This is a genomic window from Jhaorihella thermophila (assembly GCF_900108275.1).
Taxonomy (GTDB): Bacteria; Pseudomonadota; Alphaproteobacteria; order Rhodobacterales; family Rhodobacteraceae; genus Jhaorihella; species Jhaorihella thermophila.
Genome location: NZ_FNVD01000004.1, coordinates 55702 through 76733, shown reverse-complemented (window position 1 = coordinate 76733; position 21032 = coordinate 55702). Strand labels below are relative to the sequence as shown.

The following is a 21032-nucleotide window of genomic DNA, read 5'->3' as shown; positions in this document are numbered from 1 at the left end:
GATCCAGTGGCCCAGTCCGGCGGTGATCGTCGCCGCGGCGAGCAGCACATAGATCAGCAGGTTGTTGAACTGGCGCAGGAACCGCAGCACCGGCCCCGCTGACGCGCCTGCGGCAGGGCGTTCGGCCCGTGTCTTGCCAGTCGTTCGGCGGCCTCTCCCTGCGACAGCCCGGAGGGAGACGACCCCAGTTCGGCCAAGGCCTGCCGCGCCGTCCGGGCGTGCCAGTCGGTGCGCGTTTCGCTCATCGTTCGGTCCCGTTCATCGCCGCCCGTCCGACTCCGTCGGGCATCGTCTAGCTTCGCTTGCCAACCAGCGTCTTGATCTGGCTCAAGCCGCAGAGGTCAAGGCGTGTGCCGCGCTCCGTCGAGATCCTGCAACTGCCGCAGGATGGCGCGGGCCTCGGCCGGGTCGATCACGCTGATCGCAAAGCCCACATGGGCAAGGACATGATCGCCCACCCGCGCCTGGGGCGTGAAGGCTAGGTTGATCTCTTTCACCACGCCGCCGAAATCGACACGGCCGACGCGCCGCAGCGGATCGTCGCCGGTGAGGCTGAGGATTCGTCCCGGAACCGCAAGACACATCGTCGCTTTCTCCTAGTGCCCATGTTGCATGCTGGCTACGGGGATATGCAACCGTGTCACCCCTCCAGGCGCGCGCCGACGGCGGAGATCTCGGCCAGGATGCGGCGACCGGTCTCGGCCACCGCCGCGGCAACGTCCGGAGTCAGGCTGCTGCCATGGTCGAAAGCGGAGGCCTCGATCGCATAGACCACGCAGTGCGGCGGCAGCCGGTCGATGGCGCGGGCCAGCTCGATCGCCTCGGCCAGGCCCAACCCATGCGTGGACACCGTCGTCAACTCCGATGGCAGCGCCGTCGCCGACACGTCCAGCCGCCTGATCGCGCCCGCACGCGCACCCGAACGGCAGGCATCGACGATCCAGACCGCCGCCAGCCCGTCCAGAAGGGCGATCAGCGATGCCGGTTCGCCATCGGTGTCCAACACCCGAGCGCGCTGCGGCGCTCGGCCCCGCAACCAGCGGGCCACTTCGCGCCCCACGGCATCGTCGCCGCGCCGGGGGTTGCCGATGCCGATCACGGCGAGGCGGACGGGGCCGGTCACGGGGTCATTCCCGGTCGATCCGGAGCTTCAGGAAATGCGTGGCGCAAGAGATGCAGGGATCGTAATTGCGGATCGTCTGTTCGCATTTGTGCTGCAGTTCGGTCTTCGGCAGGTCAAGAAATCCGCCGACATGGCCGGCCAAGTCCTCTTCGATGCTGGCTTGGTTCTGGGCGGTGGGCGGCACGATGCGGGCGGCGGTGATGAGGCCGTCGCCATCGATTTCGTAGCGGTGGAAGAGCAGCCCGCGCGGCGCCTCGGTCGCGCCGTGGCCGATGCCGGGACGGGGCTCGACCGCGACGTGGGGCCGGTCGGGCTCGGCATAGTCGGCGATGATCCGCAAAGCCTCGTCGCAGGCATGCAGGATCTCTACCGCGCGCACGATGATGCCGCGATAGGGGTTGCTGCAGACGGGGCCCAACCCGGATTCGCGCGCGGCCTCCTGCGCCGGTGGCGACAGACGGTCGAAGTTCAGTGCATAGCGGGCGAGTGGACCGACGAGATAGGACGACCCGTCGGCCATTCGCGAATGCAGCGCGGTGGAACGTGCGACCTGCATCTCTCTGAAATGCCGGTCAAAGTCCGAAACGGGAATGTCCAGCCCCCGATTCGAAACGATTCGGCCTTCGTTGAAGGGATATTCGTGCGGGTGGCGCAGCGCCACGAACGCATAATCGCGCTCGCTGTCGGGAAAGTCGAAGCCCGCGACCCAGCGCACGGTTTCCAGCGCCAGATCGCGCGCGCGTTTCAACTCCTCGGCCAACGGATCCAGTTCCCGCCTGCGCGGCACGCGGTAGAACCCGCCAACGCGGATGTTGACCGGGTGGATCTCGCGCCCGCCGATCAGCGCGACGATCGCATTGCCCGCCTTCTTGAGCATGAGCCCTCGCCGCACCGCCTCGGCATGGTCGCGGGCCATGTCGATCGCGCCATCATAGCCCAGGAAATCCGGCGCGTGCAGCATGTAGACATGCAGCGCGTGGCTTTCGATCCATTCGCCGCAATAGATCAGACGGCGCAGGGCGCGGATCGGGCCGTCCACGGTGATGCCGAAGGCGTCTTCGATCGCGTGAACCGCACTCATCTGATAGGCCACGGGGCAGATGCCGCAGATGCGCGCGGTGAGGTCGGGGGCCTCGATGGCGGCGCGACCCCGCAGGAAGCTCTCGAAGAACCGGGGTGGCTCGAAGATCTTCAGTTCGGCCGAGCGCACCGCGCCGTCGCGCACCACCACTTTGAACGCGCCTTCGCCCTCGACCCGGGCGAGATAGTCAACCTTGATCGTTCTGGTCGTCATGTCGCTCGCTTTCTTCGCGAAAGGCCGGCGCGGCGGCATTGAAGCTGCGAAACGCCCGCCGCAGTTCGTCCTGGCCCAGTCCCAGTTCCCGTGCGCGCTCTGCCAGCGCAGCGGCGTTGGGGGTTTCCATCGGCCCGAAACAGCCATAGCAGCCCCGGTCGTGGGCCGGGCAGATCGCGCCGCAGCCGGCCTGCGTCACCGGACCAAGGCAGGGCGTGCCGCGCGCCACCATCACGCAGGTCAGGCCGCGCAGCTTGCATTCGATACAGACGCTGTGCGCGGGCACCACTGGTCGCCGTCCGGCCAGATGGGCCGCGATCGTTTCGACCAGCTGCCGTTTCGAGACCGGGCAGCCGCGCAGTTCGAAATCGACCGGCACATGGTCGGCGATCGGTGTCGATGTGGCCAGCGTGTCGATATGGGCGGGATCGGGATAGACCGCCGCGGCATAGTCCCGCACATCCGCGAAGTTGCGCAGTGCCTGGATTCCGCCGGCGGTGGCGCAGGCGCCGATGGTCACCAGCACCCTCGACCGGGCGCGGATGTCGCGTATGCGTTCGGCATCGTGCGCCGTGGTGACCGAGCCCTCGACCAGCGACAGATCATAGCGGCCGCGGATCACGCCCCGGGCGGCCTCGGGGAAATAGGCGATGTCGATCGCGGCGGCGATGTCGAGCAGTTCGTCCTCGCAGTCCAGCAGGCTCAGCTGGCAGCCATCGCACGAGGCGAATTTCCAGACCGCGAGACGGGGTTTGCGTGGTGTCGGGGTCATCTCAGATCTCCCGTAGCGCCAGTCGGCGCGCGATGCGGTCGAGTCGGAACACCGGGCCGTCGCGACACAGGAAATCGGCGCCGAACTGGCAATGGCCGCACAGGCCCACCGCGCATTTCATGTTCCGTTCCATCGACAGGTGGATCGCCGTCTCGGGCAGGCCCGCATCGGTCAGCGCGGCGGCGGCAAAGCGCATCATGATTTCGGGACCGCAGACCAGCGCAACCGTGTTGGCGGGGTCGGACACGGCCCGCGGGATCAGCGTCGTGACCACGCCGACATACCCGCGCCAGGGGGAGGTGGCGTGATCCACTGTCACCGCGACCTCGATGTCAGATCGCCGCCCCCAGCGGTCCTGCTGGCGGGCGAACAGGATCTGATCGGGGCTGCGCGCCCCATAGACCAGCGTCAGCCGGCCGATCCGGTCGCGCCGGGCCAGAAGTTGCAGGATAGCCGGCCGCAGCGGCGCAAGACCCAGCCCGCCGGCGACGATCACCACGTCCCGGCCGTCCAGCGCATCGGTCGGCCAGCCGGTGCCGAACGGGCCGCGCAGGCCCAGCGGGTCGCCCGGCCGCAGCCGCGCCAGCGCCCGCGTCACGGGGCCAACCGCGCGCACCGTGTGCCGGATCCGGTTTCCGTCCGCGGGATCGCCGCTGAGGCTGATCGGCACCTCGCCCACGCCAAAGACCGTCAGCATGTTGAACTGGCCCGGCATGAAGCCGCTGCCTGCGCCGTCCTCGATCTCGAGCGTCCAGACATCGGGACCGTCCCGCCACCGGCGGCGGACATGCGCGACGCGCGGCACGAGCGGGTGCGCCATGCGGGGTTCAGCCATCTGGTCCATAGACATCCAGCATCTGTAGCCGCGCCGCCTGCAGCCGTTGCGACAGGACCGGCACGAACCGCTTCATCAATTCGTAACCCAGCGCGGGGTCGTCCTCGCATTTCCGGCGCAGGCAATGCGCGTCCATCGCGATGGCGCGGGTCGGTTCGACCACCCTGGCGTCGTAGCTCCAGCGATAGGGTGGCACCAACCAGGACACGCCCACCACGTCGCCCGGACCGAGCGTCAGAAAGGTCATGGTTCCGCGCCCTGGCGCCGTGATCTCGAGCGCCACTTGGCCGCTGCGCAGAAGATAGAGCGCATCGGCCTCTTCGCCTTGGCGAAACAGATGGTCGCCCTCTGCGAACACCACGTTGCGGGCACAGCCGCCGATCAGCTCGGAAAAGGCGTCGCTGAGCCCGGCAAAGAAGGGATGTGCGCGAATGATACGTTGCAAATCTTCCATCGCCGTGCCCCCTACCCTTGCGCGATCGCCGCGACTTCTTCGGTGATGTCGATGCCCACCGGGCACCAGGTGATGCAGCGCCCGCAGCCGACGCAACCCGAGGTGCCGAACTGGTCGATCCAGGTCGCCAGCTTGTGCGTCATCCATTGCCGATAGCGCGCGCGGGACGAGGCCCGAACGCTGCCGCCATGAATATACGAAAAATCCATGGTGAAGCAGGACTCCCAACGCTGGGTTCGGGTGCTCTCGGTTCCGGACAAATCGGCCGAGTCTTCGGTGGTGGTGCAGAAACAGGTGGGGCAGACCATCGTGCAGTTGCCGCAGGTCAGGCAGCGGTCGGCCACGTCGTCCCAGCGGGGGTGGTCCGGGTTGTCCAACAGCAGCGCGCGCAGGTCGTGATCCGGCATCGCGCGCCCCATGCTGGCGGCGGTGCGGGCGACGATGGCCTCCGCCGCCGCGCATTCCTCGGCGGTGGCGGGGCGGTCGGCCACATCCCGCAGCAGAGCGGCACCCCGCGGCGATCCCGCCTGCGCCACAAAGCTGGAGCCGCCCTCGCCGGGCAGTTCCGTCAAGGCGATGTCGAAGCCGGACGTTGCCGCCGGCCCGGTGCCCATCGACGTGCAGAAACACGTCCCCCCTGCCCGCGCGCAGTTCACGGCGACGATGAAAAGCTCTTTGCGGCGAGCCGTGTAGAACGGGTCGGGATACGCGCCTTCGGTCAGGACCCGATCCTGGATGGCGATCGCGTGCAGATCGCAGGCGCGCACGCCGATGAAGGCGAACCGTTCGTCCGGAGCCGGTTCGGCGTGGACCCGAACCCGATCGCCGTCGCGGGTTGCCCGCCACAGCCGCTGACGCGGCGGGTGCAGGAACCGCTTCCACGCCTGCGCGCCCGAAGTGAAACCGAATATCGTCTCTGCACCGGACCGGGTCAGCCGATAGCGGCCGCCATCCTGCTCGTCGCTCCAGCCCGCGGGCAGTTCGTCCACACCGCTGATGTCGCCACAGGCGATGACGCCATCCCGCACGGTCGGACCGAGAACGCGATAGCCGTCGCGGTCGAGCGCCCCGATCAAGGCGTTCAACCCGGCAATCGCCACTATGACCCGGTCCTCCGGCTCCATCCACCTGTTTCCGGGGCGCGAACGGGAATGCCCGCACCCGTTTCCGTCGAAGGGAAACATTTCCGCCCCGCAAATGCAAGCCTGGCCACCGGGTAAAGGCCAGTCCGGGCGATCCGGTCCAGCACAGGCTCGACCGTATCTCATGGTCAGGACACGATCACGCTGGCCGCCTGTTTCCTGCAGATCTCGGTGGGTCACGCCGAGGCTGCCCTGCGCACCGGCAACATCCAATCGCCCGGGCCGGAGACCGCGCGGCGCGTCCTGGAAGCGCCCCCCATCCCTGGACCGGCGGCGGGTAGAATGTTCCGGCTTCGGTCAGGGCAACGGGCAGGCAGGCCGGCAGATCGCGCTCTCGGGCGGCCCACGCCCTACCCTGCGCAGCAGCTGAGTCTGGCCACGTCCCTGTCAAAGCTTTGCGCGGCGAGCTTCAGTCCTTCGACCGTCGTCAGATAGGGAAAGATCGTCTCGCCCAGAGCCTTGGTGGTCATCCCCATCTTCAGCGCCATCGCCAGCGTCTGGATCGTGTCGGCCCCTTCGGGCGCCACGATCTGGCCGCCCAGCAGGCGGTCGGTTTGCGCGTCCGCCACCAGCTTGATCAGCCCCCGCCTATCCCGGGCGGCCAGCGCGCGCGGCACGTTGTCGAGCCCCAGAACGCTGGTTCTGACCTCGTGGCCCACGGCAGTCGCCTGCGCCTCGGTCAGGCCCACGCCCGCCACTTGCGGGTCGGTGAACACCACCCAGGGCATGGTCGCGTTGTCATAGGTCATCGGCCTGAGCCCCAGCGCGTTGTTCACCGCGATCTTGGCGCCATAGGCGGCCATGTAGACGAACCGGTCGCGGTCGGTCACGTCGCCCGCGGCATAAACGCCGGGGCGGGTGGTGGCCATGTCCGGGCCGACCTTGATCGACCCGCGCGCGTCGGTTTTGATCCCCAGCGCCTCCAGCCCGAGGCCTTGCGAATTGGCGATGCGCCCGGTTGCGGCCACCAACCGCGCGGCGGTCAGCGTCTCGGCCTTGCCGCCGCGTTCGATGATCAGCGCCACGCCGCCGTCCCGCGCGGCCACCTCGCGGTAGCGCAGGCCGGTTTCCACGCGGATGCCCTCGGCGCGCAACGCCTCGGTCAGTGCCGTGCCGACCTCGGGCTCTGCCCCCGGCAACAGGCGCGAGCGGGTGACCAGCGTGACCTGCACCCCCAGCCGCGACGCCATCTGCGCCAGTTCGCAACCGATATAGCCGCCGCCCAGCACGATCAGGCTCTCGGGCCGTTCGGGCAGCGTCAGCAGGCCGGTGCTGTCAAGCACATCCACCGCGTCGATCCCCGGAATCTCTGGCATCAGCGGGCGCGATCCGGTGGCAACGATGATCCGTCCGGCCGTGATCTTCCGCCCGCCGACCTCGACGCCGCCGGGGACCAGTCGCGCGGTGCCGTCCTCGACATAGTCGACATTCTCGTATTGGGGCAGGAGGCTGATGTATTTCTTGTCCCGCATCTCCTCCACCAGCGCCGCGGTGCCGGCCACCAGCGCCGGCCAATCGACGCCGGGCGCGCAGGGGGCGATGCCGGGGAACCGGCCTGCGGCCGATGCGGCGTGAACCGCCTCGGCGGCGCGGATCATCACCTTGGACGGCACGCATCCGACATTCAAGCAGGTGCCGCCGATGGTGCCATGACCCACCAGCGCCACGCGTCGGCCCGCCTTGGCCGCGGTGATCGCGGCGGAAAATCCCGCCGATCCGGCACCAATGACGATCAGGTCATGGGCGCCCGTGTCCTTGTCTGCGTTGCGACAGTCCTTCATGGTCTTGTCTTTCTCTTGCGATCACCCGGGATCGGATCCGGCATGGCCGGGACGGACGGCTCCGCCCCGGTCACGATCGAATCGTCCTTGTCATGTCGATAAAGCCTGCTTACGCTCTGTAGTTCATACAGACTCAACGGGAAAACGCATGAATGACGGTCGCGGAAAGGTAAGAGGGTTGCGCCGGTCCGAACTCGCGCGGCTGACCGGCTGCAATCTGGAGACCATCCGTTATTACGAAAACATCGGCATCATGCCCCCGCCGCCGCGCACGGCCCGCAACTATCGCGTCTATGACGAAAGCCATGTTGCGCGGCTGCGGTTCGTGATGCGGGCGCGGGATCTGGGCTTTACGCTGGAGGAAACCCGCGATCTGCTGGATCTGGTGGACGGCCGGGCGGGGACATGCCCGGATGTGCAGGCGCTGGCGCAGCGGCATATCGAAGCCGTGCGCGCCAAGATCGCCGATCTGCGGCGGATCGAAAGGGTTCTGAGCGAAACCGTATCGCGATGCACGGGCGACGAGGTGCCCGACTGCGCCGTAATCGACGCGCTGCAGCAGGCGGATTAGACCCATCGCCGCCGGCGCCGCCGGATCAAGGCGACAGGGGGTCAGTCCAGTTGCGCCTTGACATAGGCCACCACGCTGCGCGCCAGGGATCCGGGGTCATAGCCGCCTTCGAGCATCGTCAGAACCCGCCCTTGGGCGAACCGGTCGGCGACCTGGACGATCTGCCGGCTCAGCCAGGCATAATCGGCTTCGAACAGGGCAAGATGGGACATGTCGTCCATCGCGTGCGCATCGAACCCCGCCGAGACAAATATGAACTCGGGCCTGAACCGTTCCAGCGCCGGCAGCCAGTGCGCCTCGATCGCGGCACGAAACGCCGGGCCGCCGGTTCCCGCCGGCAGCGGAACGTCCACCAGGTTGGTCGCATCGCTTTCGTGGCCGGTGAACGGATAGAACGGGTGCTGAAAGGCCGAACAGAACAGCACGCGGTCGTCGCTGTGAAAGATGTCTTCGGTGCCGTTGCCGTGGTGCACGTCGAAATCCAGGATCGCGATTCGGCGCAGCCCGTGTTCCGCCAGCGCGTGTGCCGCGGCGACGGCGATGTTGTTGAACAGACAGAACCCCATCGCGCGGTCGCGCGTGGCGTGGTGGCCGGGCGGGCGAATGGCGCAAAAGACCGGGTTCGCCTCGCCCCGCATGATCAGGTCCACGCCCAGCACGCCCGCCCCCGCCGCCAAGAGCGCGGCCCGGATCGAACCCGCCGACAGCACCGTGTCGCCGTCGATCGCCACCGGCCCCCGGCTTGTATCGGTGGCGAACAGCTGGTCCAGATAGGCAGGGTCATGGACCCGTTCGAGCTGTTCCCGCGTGGCTTCGGGCGCATCATGGTGGCGCAGCACGTAATCCAGCCCCGACATGATGAGCTGATTGCCGATCACGTCCAGCCGTTCGGCCGATTCCGGGTGCAGCGATCCGGTATCGTGCAGCCGGCAGTCGGGATGAGAAATGAACCCCAGCATCCTGCGCCCTCAGATCGGCAGGTCCACGATCACGCAATCCGGGTCCTCCGGGTCGCGCTGCTGGGAAAAGCCCAGCTCTTCCATCAGCTTGAGCATCGGCGCATTGTCGCGCAGCACGGTGCCGGTGATCCGGCTCAACCCGTGCTGGCGGGCGGCGTCGATCAGCGCCTTCATCAGACGCGTACCCAGCCCCCGGGTCTGGAACCTGTCGGACACCACGATCGCGAATTCGCAGCTGGTGTTGTCGGGGTTGATCGTATAGCGCGCCACGCCCAGCTGTTCGGGCTTGCCGTCCCGTTCGATGACCGCGACCAGCGCCATCTCGCGGCGATAGTCGATCTGGGTGAATTGGGCCAGCATCTCCGGCGACAGTTCGGCAACCGAGCCCATGAAGCGGAACCGCTTGGCCTCGTCCGACAGGTCACGCACGAACGCGGCCTCGGCCTGGGCGTCCTCGGGGCGGATCGGCCGGATGGTCAGGGGCGTGCCGTCGGTCAGGTGCACGCGCTGCACCAGGTGTCGCGGATAAGGATGGATCGCCATGTGGTCATAAGGGCCGTGGCGGGCCGGCGGGCGGGCGATGCCGATCCGGGCATCAACGGCCAGAACGCCGCCGGGCCCGGCAACCAGCGGGTTGATGTCAAGCTCGGTTATCTCGGGCAGTTCGCACACCATGTCCGACACCCGCAGCAGGACGTCGATCACCGCCTTGCGGTCCACCGCCGGGCGGTCGCGGAACGCATCCAGCAGGCGGGCGACGCGGGTGCGGTTGATCAGCCGGTTGGCCAGCACCTCGTTCAGCGGGGGCAGCGTCACGGCGCTGTCGCGCAGAACCTCGACCATCGTGCCGCCCGCGCCGAACACGATCACGGGACCGAACACCGCGTCGCGGCTGACCCCCACCAACAACTCGCGCGCATCCTCGACATGCGCCATCCTTTCCACGGTGACGCCCTTGATCGTGGCGTCGGGCCGCTCGCGCCTTGCTGTCTCCACGAGATCGCGAAAGGCCAGTTTCACATCGGCGGCGGTATGCACGTTCAGCCGGACCCCGCCGATGTCGGATTTGTGCACGATCTGCGGCGAGTTGATCTTGATCGCCACCGGATAGCCTACTGATTCAGCCGCGATCAGCGCCTCCGAGGCGGTTTCGGCCTCGATGGTCAGGTTGATCGGGATGTGAAAGGCCCGCAGCACCGCCTTGGATTCGATGTCCGACAGCATGTGGCGGCCTTCGGCCAGGGCGCCTTCGATGATCATGCGCGCCCCTTCGGTGTCGGGCGGCAGATCGTCATGCAGCGGCCCCGGCACCTCGAGCGCGAGCATCCGGTTGCGGTGATGCTCGGCCAGATAGGAAAATGCCTCGACCGCGCTTTCGGGGGTGGTGAAGTCCGGGATCCCGTTCGAGGACAGCAGTCGGCGTGCCTCGGCCACGGCGGTTTCGCCCATCCAGCAGGCCAGGACAGGCTTGTGCGTGCGCTTGGGGATCGCATCCACCAGCGCCTGCGCGGCGGCGGTGGCGTCGGTCATTGCCTGCGGCGTCAGCATGACCAGAACGCCGTTGAAGCCGGGATCGCGCAGCGCGGCCTCGACCGCGGCCTTGAACTGTTCGGGCCGCGCATCGCCGAGAATGTCCAGCGGATTGGACCGCGACCAATAGGGCGGCAGCACCTTGTCCAGCGCCTCGATCGTGGCCCTGGACGGCGCCGGCAGATCGACCCGCAGATCGCCGGCCCTGTCCGCCGCCAGAACGCCGGCTCCGCCGCCATTGGTGATGATCCCCAGCCGGTTGCCGCGCGCGCGTTTCCCCGGCGCGAGGATTTCGGCGGCCGAAAACAGGTGCCCGAAGCTGCGCGCGCGTACCGCGCCGGCGCGCGACAGCGCCGCGTCGAACACCGCGTCATCGCCGATCAGCGCCCCGGTATGGGTGTGCGCCGCCGCCGAGCTTTGCACATTGCGCCCGGCCTTGAGCACGATCACCGGCTTGAGCCGCGCCGCATGGCGCAGCGCCGAGATGAACGACGCCGCATCGCGGATACCTTCGACATAGAGCAGGATGGCATGGGTCTTGGGGTCGTTGGCCAGGAAATAGAGAACGTCGCCAAAGTCGATGTTCAGCGCGTTGCCCATCGATACCAGCGCCGAAAAGCCCAGCCCGTGCGGCTCGGCCCAGTCCGATATGGCCGAACACAGCGCCCCCGACTGCGACACCAGCGCCAGCCCCCCCGGCGGGGTTTCCGACCGCAGAAAGGTCGCGTCCAGTCCCAGCCACGGTCGCACCAGCCCCACGCAGTTCGGCCCCAGAAAACGCACGCCATGCCGCGCCGCGGCCTCTTTCAGGGGGGCCACGTTCTCGGCCCCCGGCCCGCCGCCCTCGCCAAAGCCGGCCGACAGGATGACCGCGTGGCGCGTGCCGGCCTCGCCGCATTGCCGCAGGATATCGGGCACGGTCTGGGCAGGCGTGGCGATCACCGCCAGGTCGACCCGAGCCCCTGTGCTGGCAAGGTCGGGGTAACAGGGCATGTCGCCCAGCCGGTCATGTTTGGGATTGACCGGATAGAGCCGCCCTCCGAACCCGGCGCGGCGGATATTGGCGAGGACACGGCCCCCGACGCTGGCGGGGTTGTCGGAGGCGCCGAACACGGCGACCGATCCCGGATCGAACAGCGGGGCAAGAGGAGATCGGATCATCATGAAACTCCGGGGTCGAAAATTTCTGCCGATTCAAGCCTTGCCCGGCACCGGTCGCGGCGGGCGTGGCATCGAACCGACCCAGGCTGCGGAATACGTCCCGCAGAGGTCGCCGGCCTTGACCTGCATCAAGCGGTTCGTCGCCGCCGACCTGAACGAGGGCGATCCGATGGCCAAGCATCCGGTCGCGGCGTCAGGGTTTTGCGGGGAGATGGAGGCGAGTACCGGAATCGAACCGGTGTACACGGATTTGCAATCCGCTGCGTCACCACTCCGCCAACTCGCCTTTTCCAGTGGTGCTTTAGGCAGGTACGCGATGTTCGAGAATATTGCAAGACGGGTTTGAGAATTTCATGCCACGCCTCCGCGCCGCGAACGCAAGGACCCGCCCCGGGGCGGTCCTCGCGAGGGGGCGGACCGGGCATCGGCGTCAGGCGTTGGCCCAGCCGCCGTCGATGATATGCGTCTGGCCGGTGGTAAAGGCGCTTTCATCGGACCCCAGATAGACCGCGAGTGCGGCGATTTCCTCGGCCCGGCCGATCCTGCCCATCGGCTGGCGGGCGATGAAGTCGCGCATCGCCTTGTCATAGTCGCCCGTGGCCCGCAGCCGGTCGTGCAGGGACGGACTTTCAACCGTGCCGGGGCAGATCGCGTTGGCGCGCACGCCTTGGGTGACGAAGTCCGCCGCGACCGACTTGGTCAAGCCGATCACCGCCGCCTTGGTGGTGCCATAGACGCAGCGGTTGGGCGCGGCGATCAGCGAAGAGACCACCGACGAGATGTTGACGATCGACCCGCCGCCGCGTTCGATCATGCCGGGGATCGCCGCCTGCATGGTGTGGAACATGGCGCGGACGTTGAGCGCCCAGGCAAAATCCAGCTCTTCGTCCGTGGCCTCCAGAATCGTGCCGTGATGGACAAAGCCCGCGCAGTTCACCAGAATGTCCGGCGCGGCATCCCGGACCGCCGCCTGCGCGGCATCCTTGTCGGTCACGTCCAGCGCCATGGTCGCCGCCGCGCCGATCCCGTCGAGCTTGGACCCATCGAGATCGGTGGCGATGACCCGCGCGCCCTCGGCCACAAAGGCCGTGGCGATGGCCCGACCGATCCCCTGTCCCGCCGCGGTGACAAAGGCGGTCTTTCCCTCAAGCCGGTTCATTTGCTCTTCTCCCCTGCAAACCAGTCCACCATCTGCGGGACCAGCATTTCGCCCTTGCCCGCGGCGATCGCCGTGTTCAAGGCGCGGTCGGCGCAGACCGCCATCTGCGACGGCGCGCCCAGATCCTCGGCCATCCGTTCATAATACCCCACGTCCTTGGCCGCGTTCTTCACCGAAAAGGCCAGCGCGATCTGATCGTCGATGGCATAGGCCTTGATGAAGTCCATCATGCCCGAATGGTTCGGCCCGGCGGCCATCACGTCATAGAGCTTTTGCCGCTCGACCCCGGCGCGGTCGGCCATGGCAAAGGCTTCGGACATGGCGCAGGCGGTGGTCATGGCGTAGAAGTTGTTGATGAGCTTGATCGTGTGCCCCGCCCCCAGCGGCCCGAGGTGGAACACATTCTCGCCCAGCACATCGAGGATCGGCTTGACCCGGTCATAGGCGGCCTTGTCGCCCGAACACATGATGTTCAAGAGCCCTTCCACCGCATGCGCCGGCGTGCGCCCCAGCGGCGCATCGAGATAGGTCGCCCCCTTGGCCGCCATGTCGGCGCCGATCTTCTTGGTGGAGGCCGGCAGAGAGGTGCCGAAGTCGATCACGATCTGTCCCGGTCGCAGCCCGGCCAGCACGCCGTCTTCGCCATAGACGCGGGATTCAACCTGGTCGGAGGTGCCCATGCAGAACATCACGATGTCGCTTGCCTCGGTCAGTTCGCGGGCGGTTTTCGCCTCGGTCGCGCCGCGGGCCAGCGCTTCTTCGACTCCGGTGCGGTCGCGGTGGCCCATCACGGTGACGGAATAGCCGTTCTTTTGCAGGCATTCGACCATGGCGCGGCCCATCAGGCCCAGGCCGATGAATCCGATTCGTTCTTCAGGCATTGTCGTATTCCTCCTTTGGTCTGAGCGCGGAAAGTCTCGGCAGGGCGAACACGGGATCGGGGGCGATCCCGGTCAGCGCCCGGAAACTGGCCAGCGCCATGTGTTGAAACAGGTCGAACCCGGTGAGGGTCCGCGCCCCGGCCGCCCGCGCGGCGGACAGAAAGCGCGTGTTTACCGGGGTATAGACGGCATCGAAGGCCCAGGCGGGTCGGTTCGGCAGCGGCAGCGCGAAGGCCGAGGCCGGATAGCCCGCCATGCCGCAGGCGGTGGCGTTGACGAGGCCGTCGGCGGTGGCGATCGCTTCCGGCGCCCTGTCGGCCGGGATCGCCCGGCAGGCGGGGCCGACCAGCGCGGCGAGCGCCCGGGCGCGGGCGGGGTCGGTGTCCCAGACGGTGATTTCGGTGGCCCCGAGCTCGGCCAGCGCGGGGGCGAGGGCGCGGGCCACGCCCCCTGCCCCGGCCATGGCCACGCTGCCCGGCGGACTGTCGCCGAAAAAATGGCGCCACGCGGCTATGAAGCCGGAACAATCGGTGTTGGCGCAGGCGATACCGTCCGGCGTGAAGATCCGGGTGTTGACGGCGCCAAGGCGCGTCGCCGTTTCCTGCGATCCTGTCCGGGCCGAAGGCCCGGACCGCGCCCGACCCCGCCCCCCAGGGCGGGCGCGATTGCGCCCCCCCTCGGTGTCGGGCGCGATGGAAATCTCACGCCCGATCAGGTCCGCCGCCGCCGATTTCCACGGATGAGTGATGGCCACGCCGTCCCAGCCCTCGGCCCGCAGGGCGGCGACCGTCCCGGCAAGGTCGAACGCCGGCTTTCCCGCCGTGTCGATTGCGGTGAAGTCCAACCTGATCCCCGCAAGGTCGCACAAGGTCTCCAACCCCGCAGAAAAGCGCGAGCGGCCGATATTGGCCCCGATCAGGCCGCAGCGCAGGGTGCGGGACTGGGTTGGGGGCGCGGTCACGGCGTCACCGTCACAGGGCGTCCCTCGGCCCCGGCCTCCAGCACCGCCAGTGTCACGGCCAGCGCGGCGCGCCCGTCCGCGCCGGTGGCCAGCAGCGGATCCGCCCCGCCGCGTGCGACCCGGGCGAACCGGGAGAGTTGCGCCTCCAGCGGATCGACGGTCGGCAGGTCTCCCTCCTGCACCATCAGCATGGGCCGCGACCAGTCGGGCACGCCCCCCGCCGCGTCGCGCCAGAGCGCCAGCGACGGAAAGGACAGTGCCCCCCGCGTGCCGATGAAACGCCAGCAGTCCTCGTGCGTGGTGGCGATGGCGGGGTTCTCGCCGGTTGCGGCCTCGAACGCCCAGGGCGAGGCGCCGGCATCGGTCAGCAGGAACGTCCCCAGGGCACCGGAGGCAAAGCGCAGGCAGATCGCGGCGGTATCCTCGACCGGCCCGCCGCGCCGGTCGCTGGACAGCATGGCCGAAACCTGCACGATCTCGCCCGCCAGCAGGCGCAACAGGTCCACGTCGTGGATCAGGTTGATGAGCACCGGCCCCCCGCCCCGCGCCACACGCCAGGCGGCATCGTGATAGCCGTCATGCTTGCGCAGCGCCCAGATGCCCTGCACCGCGACCGGATCCCCCATTTGCGCCAGCCTGTCGCGCGCGATGGCAACGAAGGGGTGACAGCGCCGGTGGTGTCCGGTGAAAAGCGGCAGGCCGGCGGTATCGGCGGCGGCGATCATCCGGTCGGCCTCTGCCAGGGTGGCGGCGACGGGCTTTTCCACCAAAGCCGCCCAGCCCCGCGACAGCGCATCCAGCGCGTCGGCGCAATGGCTCTGAGTCGGGGTGGCGATTATGGCCGCGCGGGTGTCGGGCGGAACAGCCTCGACCGTGTCCGCCACCGGTAGGCCCTTGTCGGCCAGTTCCGCGCGGCGGGCCGGGTTCGGTTCGACCACGGCGGTCAGGCGCACTTCGTCCGACAGGGCGGCGAGGCGCGCGTGGCGCTGGCCGATCGAGCCACCGCCGATCACGGCAAGGGGCAGCGGCGCGGTCATGGGATATCAGCTCCTGTGTGAAGGGAGACACGCGAGGGATGCGTCCGCCCGAGGGGGGCGCAGAGGGCGCCCGCCTGCGGGGCGAGCGGGCGCATCCCGGTTCGCTGCGCGGATCGGGCGGGATGCCATCCCCCCGACCTCACATCACCGCTCCGATCTGCCATGGGACGAATTCGTAGTCGCCCAAACCCTGCGCCTCGGATTTCGATTTCTCGCCCGAGGCCAGCCGCAACAGGCGGTCGTAAATCTCGCGGCCCACCTCCTCGACCGAGGCGCCATCGGTCAGGATGCGGCCGGCGTTCACGTCCATGTCCTCGGTCATCCGGTCATACATCGTCGTGTTGGTGGCGATCTTCAGCGTCGGCGCGGGCTTGGAGCCGAAGGCCGAACCGCGCCCGGTGGTGAAGGCCACCAGATTGCAGCCCGACGCGATCTGTCCCGTCACGCTGGCCGGGTCGTAGCCGGGGCTGTCCATGAAGGTGAAGCCGCGCGCGGTGACCGGCTCGGCGTATTTGTAGACGCCGGTGAGCGGGGTCGTGCCGCCCTTGGCCGCCGCGCCCAGCGACTTCTCAAGGATCGTGGTCAGCCCGCCCTTCTTGTTGCCGGGGCTTGGGTTGTTGTCCATGCTGCCACGATTGCGGGCGGTGTAATCCTCCCACCAGCGGATCAGGTCCACCAGTTTCTGCCCCACCTCCGCCGACACCGCGCGGGCGGTCAGCAAATGTTCGGCACCGTAGATCTCGGGGGTTTCGGCCAGAACTCCGGTTCCGCCCTGCGCCACCAGCAGATCGCAGGCATGACCCAACGCGGGGTTGGCGGTGATGCCGGACCACGCGTCCGACCCGCCGCATTGCAGGGCAACCATCAGCTCGGACGCCGGGCAGGGTTCGCGCCGGGCCTCGTTGGCGATGGACAGCATCGCCTCGACCCTGGCGATGCCCAGTTCCACCGTGCGCCGCAGCCCGCCCACGTCCTGGATATTCATCGCCTGGAACAGGGGGCCGGGGGTCAGCCCGTAGGCCTCGACCAGCCAGTCGATCTGGTTCATCTCGCAGCCCAGCCCCGCCATCAGCACGCCGGCCACGTTGGGGTTGCGGGCATAACCCCACATCACCCGTTGCAGCGCCTCGAACCCCTCGCCCGATCCGGCCATGCCGCAGCCGGTGCCGTGGACGAAGGCGACCACCCCGTCCACGTTGGGATAGGCGGCCATGCGGTCGGGGGTGAAATGCGCCGCGATCATCCGCGCCGCCGTAGCCGAGCAGTTAACCGAGGTCAGCACGGCGATGTAATTGCGCGTGCCCACCCGGCCATTCGCGCGGCGATAGCCCATGAAGGTATCGGGCCGGGCGACCGGTTCGGCGGGCCGCAGGTTGGTGGCGAATTCATACTCCTGCGACACGTTGCGGAATTCCAGGTTGTGGGTGTGCACATGCTCGCCCGCCGCGATGTCCCGGGCGGCATAGCCGATCACCTGCGCGTATTTCCGCACCGCCTCGCCCGCGGGAATGGGCTGCGTGGCCAGCTTGTGTCCGCGGGGGATCGGCTGGGTCGCACCCTCTTCGCCCGCGCGCAGGGCGCGCAGGGCGGTGACGACATTGTCGGACGGATCGAGGCGGATGGTGGCGGACATGGATCCTTCGGGTCTTGAACTGATGGGAGACGGGAGCCGAAACCGGCCCCCGCCGGCGCGTCACAGGAACACGGTGACGATGGTAGGCCAGATCAGCAGCACCGAAAGCGCCAGGATCTGGATGCCGATGAAGGGCAGGAACCCCTTGAAGATATCGGTCAGCGAGATATGCGGCGGCGCCACCGATTTCAGGTAAAAGGCCGCCGGGCCGAAAGGCGGCGACAGGAAGCTGACCTGCATGTTCATGCAGAACACCACCCCGAACCAGATCGACACCTGCCGGGGGTCGAGCTGGCCCAGAAACCCGATCTCCTCGACCGGCAGGCGCAACACGATGGGCAGGAACACCGGCATCACCAGCAGGACGATGCCGACCCAGTCCATGAAGGCGCCGAGAAAGAGGAAGATCACCATCATCACCAGGATGATCCCCATGGTCGGCAGGTCGGCCCCGATGATGGTGGTGGCGATGTAGGTCGGCCCGCCGGCGATGGTGTAGGCGCCTGCCAGCGCGGTGGCCCCGATCGTCACCCAGATGATCGTGCCGGTGGACCGCAGCGTGCGTTTCAGACTGTCCCAGAGAAGGTGGAACGACATCTCGCCACGGATCGCGGCAATGGTTCCGACGGCGACCACGCCCATGCCGGCGGCCTCGGTAATGCCGGTGATGCCGCCGTAGATCGACCCCAATACCACCCCGATCACGACGATCGGCGCAACCAGCCCCTTGCCCATGGCCCATGACCGGCGGAACCGTTCGCGCCCGGCCACCAGCAGGATCGCCGCCACGCACAGGCCGAAGGCCGCGCCGAACTTCCACACGTAATCCGGCGTGCCCAGCGTGATGGGGTCCACGCCTTCGACCGCGCGATTCTGGCCGGTGACGGTAAAGAACAGCGCCCGCAGGAACAGCGCGCCCAGGAACCCCGCGCCGATGGTCAGCAGGAAGGTGGCGAACAGTCCCGCCTTTTGCCAGCCCACCGGATCACCGGGCCGCAGTTCGGGAAGCGGTGCCTTTTCTGGGTTCAGCCGCGTGGTGATCAGGATGTAGATGATGAAAAAGCTCGCCAGCATGAAACCCGGCAGGAAGGCCGCGGTAAAGAGCGCCTTGATCGACGTGTCGGTGACCAGGCCATAGATGATCAGCACGATCGATGGCGGGATCATAGTGCCGAGCGAGCCGCTGGCGCAGATCGTGCCGATGGCGAGGTTCTGGTTGTAGCCCAGCCGAAGCATCTGCGGCAGCGCGATCAGCCCCAGCAAAACCACCTCGCCGCCGATGATGCCGGACATGGCCGCCATGATAACCGCCATGATCGAGGTGACGATGGCGATGCCGCCGCGGGTGCGCGACAGCCAGGCGTTCAGCGAATTGTACATCTCGCCGGCGATGCCGGATCGTTCCAGCAGGTTCGCCATGAAGATGAACAGCGGGATCGAGATCAGAACGTAATCAGTCAGCAGCCCGTAGATGCGCTGCGCGAGGATGTTGAGCGGCCCGGCGCCGAAATTGCCGAACAGGAAATCGGGGCCGAATTTCATCAGCAGCACAAGCGGCGCCAGAACCGCGCTGGCAAAGCCCAGCTGCATGCCGATGGCCAGCAGGAACAGCATGGCCAGCAGCAGGACCATCGAAATCGTGGCAATGTCGAACATCCGCCCCTACCCCCGTTGATCCGCGTCTTGCGCGCGGTCTTCCATTTCGTGGACCAGTTCCTCGATCTCGGATTCGTCCACCGGCGCGTGATGGATCGGCGCCTTGTTCCAGTCCACGATCAGGTTTGCCAGCGCCTGCACGCTGACCAGCAGGATCGCGATCAGCACCATCGGCTTCAGTGTGGCCGGGATCGGCGGGTCGAAGGCGGTGCCGAAGGTTTCCCAGCGCAGCAGCTTGTCGCGCGCCTCGCCGTAGCCGCCCCAGATCATGGTGACCGTGAAAACCCAGATCAGTGCGGTCGAAATCACGTCCGATGCCTTCTGCATCCAGCGCGGCATCGCGTCATAGAGCAGATAGATGCGGATGTGGCTGCGCTGCTGCATGGCGTAAAGCCCGGCGAAGAGAAAGATGAACCCGGCCGTCCACAGAGACAGTTCATTGGCCCACAGCGTTGGCCGCTCGAACACATAGCGCAGCACGACCTCGTACATCATCACACTGACCAGCATCACGATCAGCAGCATCGTCACCCGCGCCAGAAACAGGCTGATCCGGTCGAACCAGGACTGGATCGGCTCTTCCATGGCGGTGGCGCGCACCGTCCTGATCCCCATGACGAACCCCGCCACGATCAGCGCCAGGGCCAGCCAGTCGGCGGCACCGGCGGGGCCGTGCAGCACCTTCAGCGCGTCCGACGCCCAGCCGAAACTGATGATGAATTTCGGAAAGTTCCAGATCACCCACGCGGCCCCGGCGATGAAGACGGCCGGCCACAGGATCTCCTTCAGCGGCAAGATGGCCCGCATCCTGACTGCTCCCCCTGTCCCTGGGCAGGGACGGCCCCGCGCATGGGGGCCGCCCGCTCCGTTATGTGCCGGTCAGGCCGGGTTATTCGGACACAAGGCCCAGTTGCTTGAGGAACGCCATATGGCTGTCAACCAGCGCGCGGGCCTCGGGGGTCTTGTCGGCCCAGCCCTGCCAGGCGTCCTGCGCGGCCTTGCGGAAGGCGGCGCGGTCGGCCTCGGACCAGTTGTAGATCTTGACGCCCTTCTTTTCGAGCTCGGCCTTGGCCTGCAGGTTCTTGACCTCGAAGGTCAGCGCGGTCTGGAAGGCCAGCTTCTGCATCGCGGTGTCGATGATGCGCTTTTCCTGATCGCTCAGGCTGTTCCACTTGTCCAACCGGCAGGCCAGATGATCCGACGGCATCGAATGGAAGCCGGGGAAGTTGGCGTGCTTGGCGATGTCGTAAAGGCCCATCGACATGTTGTTGGCCAGGTTGGACGCATCCGCCCCGTCGATGATGCCAGTTTCCAGCGCGGTAAAGATTTCGTTGAAATCCATTACGATCGGTTTCGCGCCCAGCGAGGCGAGGATTTCCGTCTCCAGCCCCGGCGGCGAGCGGAACTTCCAGTCCTTCAGGTCGGCCAGCCCGGCGATCGGCCGGGTCGAGGCAAAGCTTTCCTGACCGTAGATCCACCAGCCGACCAGCTTCATGTTGTATTCGTTGTAAAGCTTGTCGGCCGCCTCGAACCCGCCATTGTAGAGCCAGGCATATTGCTGCCAGGGCGTGTCATAGCCGCCCATGATGTCGCCGACGAACTGGAAGGCGGGGTTCTTGCCGGTCTGGTAGGCGCCGCCGGTCATGTCGCAGTCGAGAATGCCGCTGGCGGCGGCGTCGAAGGTTTCCACCGACTTCACCACCGAGGACGAATAGAACATCTCGATCTTGATGTCGCCGCCCGACATGGTCTGCACGTCGTCCACGAACTGAGCGGCCAGCTTGCCCGACACGGTTTCGGGCGCATAGTGGGTCTGGATGCGCAAGGTGGTTTCGGCGGTCGCGGGAACGGCCAGCGCGGCGCCAAGCGCGGCAACGGCCAGTGTCTGTTTGAGTTTCATGAATCCTCCCTGATCGTACGCCCGCCCGATCCGGCGGACATTGCCTTGGCGCGCCCGTCCCTCAGGTCTCCTCTCCCCGCGGAACCGGCGCGCCGTGAATTTGGTATACCAAACTTTCGGAAAATGGTATACCAAAAATCGAAAGGACGCGACCTCTGGAATTTTGCAGAAAAACGCGGAACA

20 protein-coding genes and 1 tRNA gene are annotated in these 21032 nt (G+C 67.4%); 1 reads left to right on the top strand and 20 read right to left on the bottom strand.

The window, feature by feature from the left end:
• Positions 1 to 53: 53 nt before the first annotated feature.
• The 9 genes from C4S70_RS19390 to merA all read right to left on the bottom strand — a co-directional run bounded on the left by C4S70_RS19390 (position 54) and on the right by merA (position 7401).
• Positions 54 to 245: a cation-transporting P-type ATPase gene (locus C4S70_RS19390; RefSeq protein ID WP_327315014.1), complete on the bottom strand. Its 192-nt coding sequence runs from the start codon at positions 243 to 245 to the stop codon at positions 54 to 56.
• A 96-nt stretch (positions 246 to 341) separates the two neighbouring features.
• Complete coding sequence (locus C4S70_RS06555) at positions 342 to 584, bottom strand: HypC/HybG/HupF family hydrogenase formation chaperone (protein ID WP_104007317.1); 243 nt, start codon at positions 582 to 584, stop codon at positions 342 to 344.
• Positions 585 to 640: 56 nt separating this feature from the next.
• Complete coding sequence (locus C4S70_RS06550) at positions 641 to 1123, bottom strand: hydrogenase maturation protease (RefSeq protein ID WP_104007316.1); 483 nt, start codon at positions 1121 to 1123, stop codon at positions 641 to 643.
• Positions 1124 to 1127: 4 nt separating this feature from the next.
• A complete protein-coding gene (locus C4S70_RS06545) occupies positions 1128 to 2417 on the bottom strand; it encodes a Ni/Fe hydrogenase subunit alpha (protein ID WP_104007315.1) in 1290 nt (429 codons plus the stop codon).
• Entirely contained in the window at positions 2392 to 3189 is a 798-nt protein-coding gene (locus C4S70_RS06540; RefSeq protein WP_104007314.1) for an NADH-quinone oxidoreductase subunit B family protein, read from the bottom strand. Before C4S70_RS06540 ends, C4S70_RS06545 begins: the two co-directional genes overlap by 26 nt.
• A 1-nt stretch (position 3190) precedes the next feature.
• Complete coding sequence (locus tag C4S70_RS06535) at positions 3191 to 4024, bottom strand: FAD/NAD(P)-binding protein (protein WP_235003743.1); 834 nt, start codon at positions 4022 to 4024, stop codon at positions 3191 to 3193.
• The gene (locus tag C4S70_RS06530) at positions 4017 to 4478 is read right to left on the bottom strand and encodes a cyclic nucleotide-binding domain-containing protein (protein WP_104007313.1); all 462 of its coding nucleotides are present in this window, start codon (positions 4476 to 4478) and stop codon (positions 4017 to 4019) included. Before C4S70_RS06530 ends, C4S70_RS06535 begins: the two co-directional genes overlap by 8 nt.
• Positions 4479 to 4489: 11 nt before the next feature.
• Positions 4490 to 5602, bottom strand: a complete 1113-nt coding sequence (locus tag C4S70_RS06525) for a 4Fe-4S dicluster domain-containing protein (RefSeq protein ID WP_104007312.1) — start codon at positions 5600 to 5602, stop codon at positions 4490 to 4492.
• A gap of 368 nt (positions 5603 to 5970) precedes the next feature.
• Positions 5971 to 7401, bottom strand: a complete 1431-nt coding sequence (merA, locus tag C4S70_RS06515; RefSeq protein ID WP_104007310.1) for a mercury(II) reductase — start codon at positions 7399 to 7401, stop codon at positions 5971 to 5973.
• Positions 7402 to 7549: 148 nt separating this feature from the next.
• Here merA and C4S70_RS06510 point away from each other — a divergent pair, with 148 nt between their 5' ends.
• Positions 7550 to 7972 (top strand): MerR family transcriptional regulator, encoded by a 423-nt coding sequence (locus C4S70_RS06510; RefSeq protein WP_104007309.1) that lies wholly within the window; start codon positions 7550 to 7552, stop codon positions 7970 to 7972.
• Between the two features lie 41 nt (positions 7973 to 8013).
• On the opposite strand, the gene C4S70_RS06505 is transcribed toward C4S70_RS06510, so the two are convergent.
• From C4S70_RS06505 to C4S70_RS06455, 11 genes are all read right to left on the bottom strand, one after another.
• On the bottom strand, positions 8014 to 8931 hold the full coding sequence (locus C4S70_RS06505; RefSeq protein WP_104007308.1) for a histone deacetylase family protein: 918 nt from the start codon (positions 8929 to 8931) through the stop codon (positions 8014 to 8016).
• Positions 8932 to 8940: 9 nt separating this feature from the next.
• On the bottom strand, positions 8941 to 11622 hold the full coding sequence (locus C4S70_RS06500; protein WP_104007454.1) for a bifunctional acetate--CoA ligase family protein/GNAT family N-acetyltransferase: 2682 nt from the start codon (positions 11620 to 11622) through the stop codon (positions 8941 to 8943).
• Between the two features lie 212 nt (positions 11623 to 11834).
• Positions 11835 to 11908 (bottom strand) — tRNA-Cys (locus C4S70_RS06495).
• 144 nt (positions 11909 to 12052) lie between these two features.
• Positions 12053 to 12781 (bottom strand): SDR family oxidoreductase, encoded by a 729-nt coding sequence (locus C4S70_RS06490; RefSeq protein WP_104007307.1) that lies wholly within the window; start codon positions 12779 to 12781, stop codon positions 12053 to 12055.
• On the bottom strand, positions 12778 to 13662 hold the full coding sequence (locus C4S70_RS06485; protein WP_104007306.1) for an NAD(P)-dependent oxidoreductase: 885 nt from the start codon (positions 13660 to 13662) through the stop codon (positions 12778 to 12780). Before C4S70_RS06485 ends, C4S70_RS06490 begins: the two co-directional genes overlap by 4 nt.
• The gene (locus C4S70_RS06480; RefSeq protein WP_146064184.1) at positions 13655 to 14623 is read right to left on the bottom strand and encodes a shikimate dehydrogenase family protein; all 969 of its coding nucleotides are present in this window, start codon (positions 14621 to 14623) and stop codon (positions 13655 to 13657) included. The genes C4S70_RS06485 and C4S70_RS06480 overlap by 8 nt, the downstream gene beginning before the upstream one ends.
• Positions 14620 to 15660 carry a Gfo/Idh/MocA family protein gene (locus C4S70_RS06475; RefSeq protein WP_104007304.1) on the bottom strand — a complete coding sequence of 347 codons (1041 nt, stop codon included), beginning with the start codon at positions 15658 to 15660 and terminating at the stop codon, positions 14620 to 14622. The genes C4S70_RS06480 and C4S70_RS06475 overlap by 4 nt, the downstream gene beginning before the upstream one ends.
• Before the next feature lie 139 nt (positions 15661 to 15799).
• Complete coding sequence (locus C4S70_RS06470; protein WP_104007303.1) at positions 15800 to 17293, bottom strand: UxaA family hydrolase; 1494 nt, start codon at positions 17291 to 17293, stop codon at positions 15800 to 15802.
• Between the two features lie 60 nt (positions 17294 to 17353).
• The gene (locus tag C4S70_RS06465; protein ID WP_104007302.1) at positions 17354 to 18949 is read right to left on the bottom strand and encodes a TRAP transporter large permease; all 1596 of its coding nucleotides are present in this window, start codon (positions 18947 to 18949) and stop codon (positions 17354 to 17356) included.
• A gap of 6 nt (positions 18950 to 18955) precedes the next feature.
• Positions 18956 to 19756: a TRAP transporter small permease subunit gene (locus C4S70_RS06460; protein ID WP_104007301.1), complete on the bottom strand. Its 801-nt coding sequence runs from the start codon at positions 19754 to 19756 to the stop codon at positions 18956 to 18958.
• Positions 19757 to 19838: 82 nt separating this feature from the next.
• The gene (locus tag C4S70_RS06455; protein ID WP_104007300.1) at positions 19839 to 20849 is read right to left on the bottom strand and encodes a TRAP transporter substrate-binding protein; all 1011 of its coding nucleotides are present in this window, start codon (positions 20847 to 20849) and stop codon (positions 19839 to 19841) included.
• Positions 20850 to 21032 lie beyond the last annotated feature (183 nt).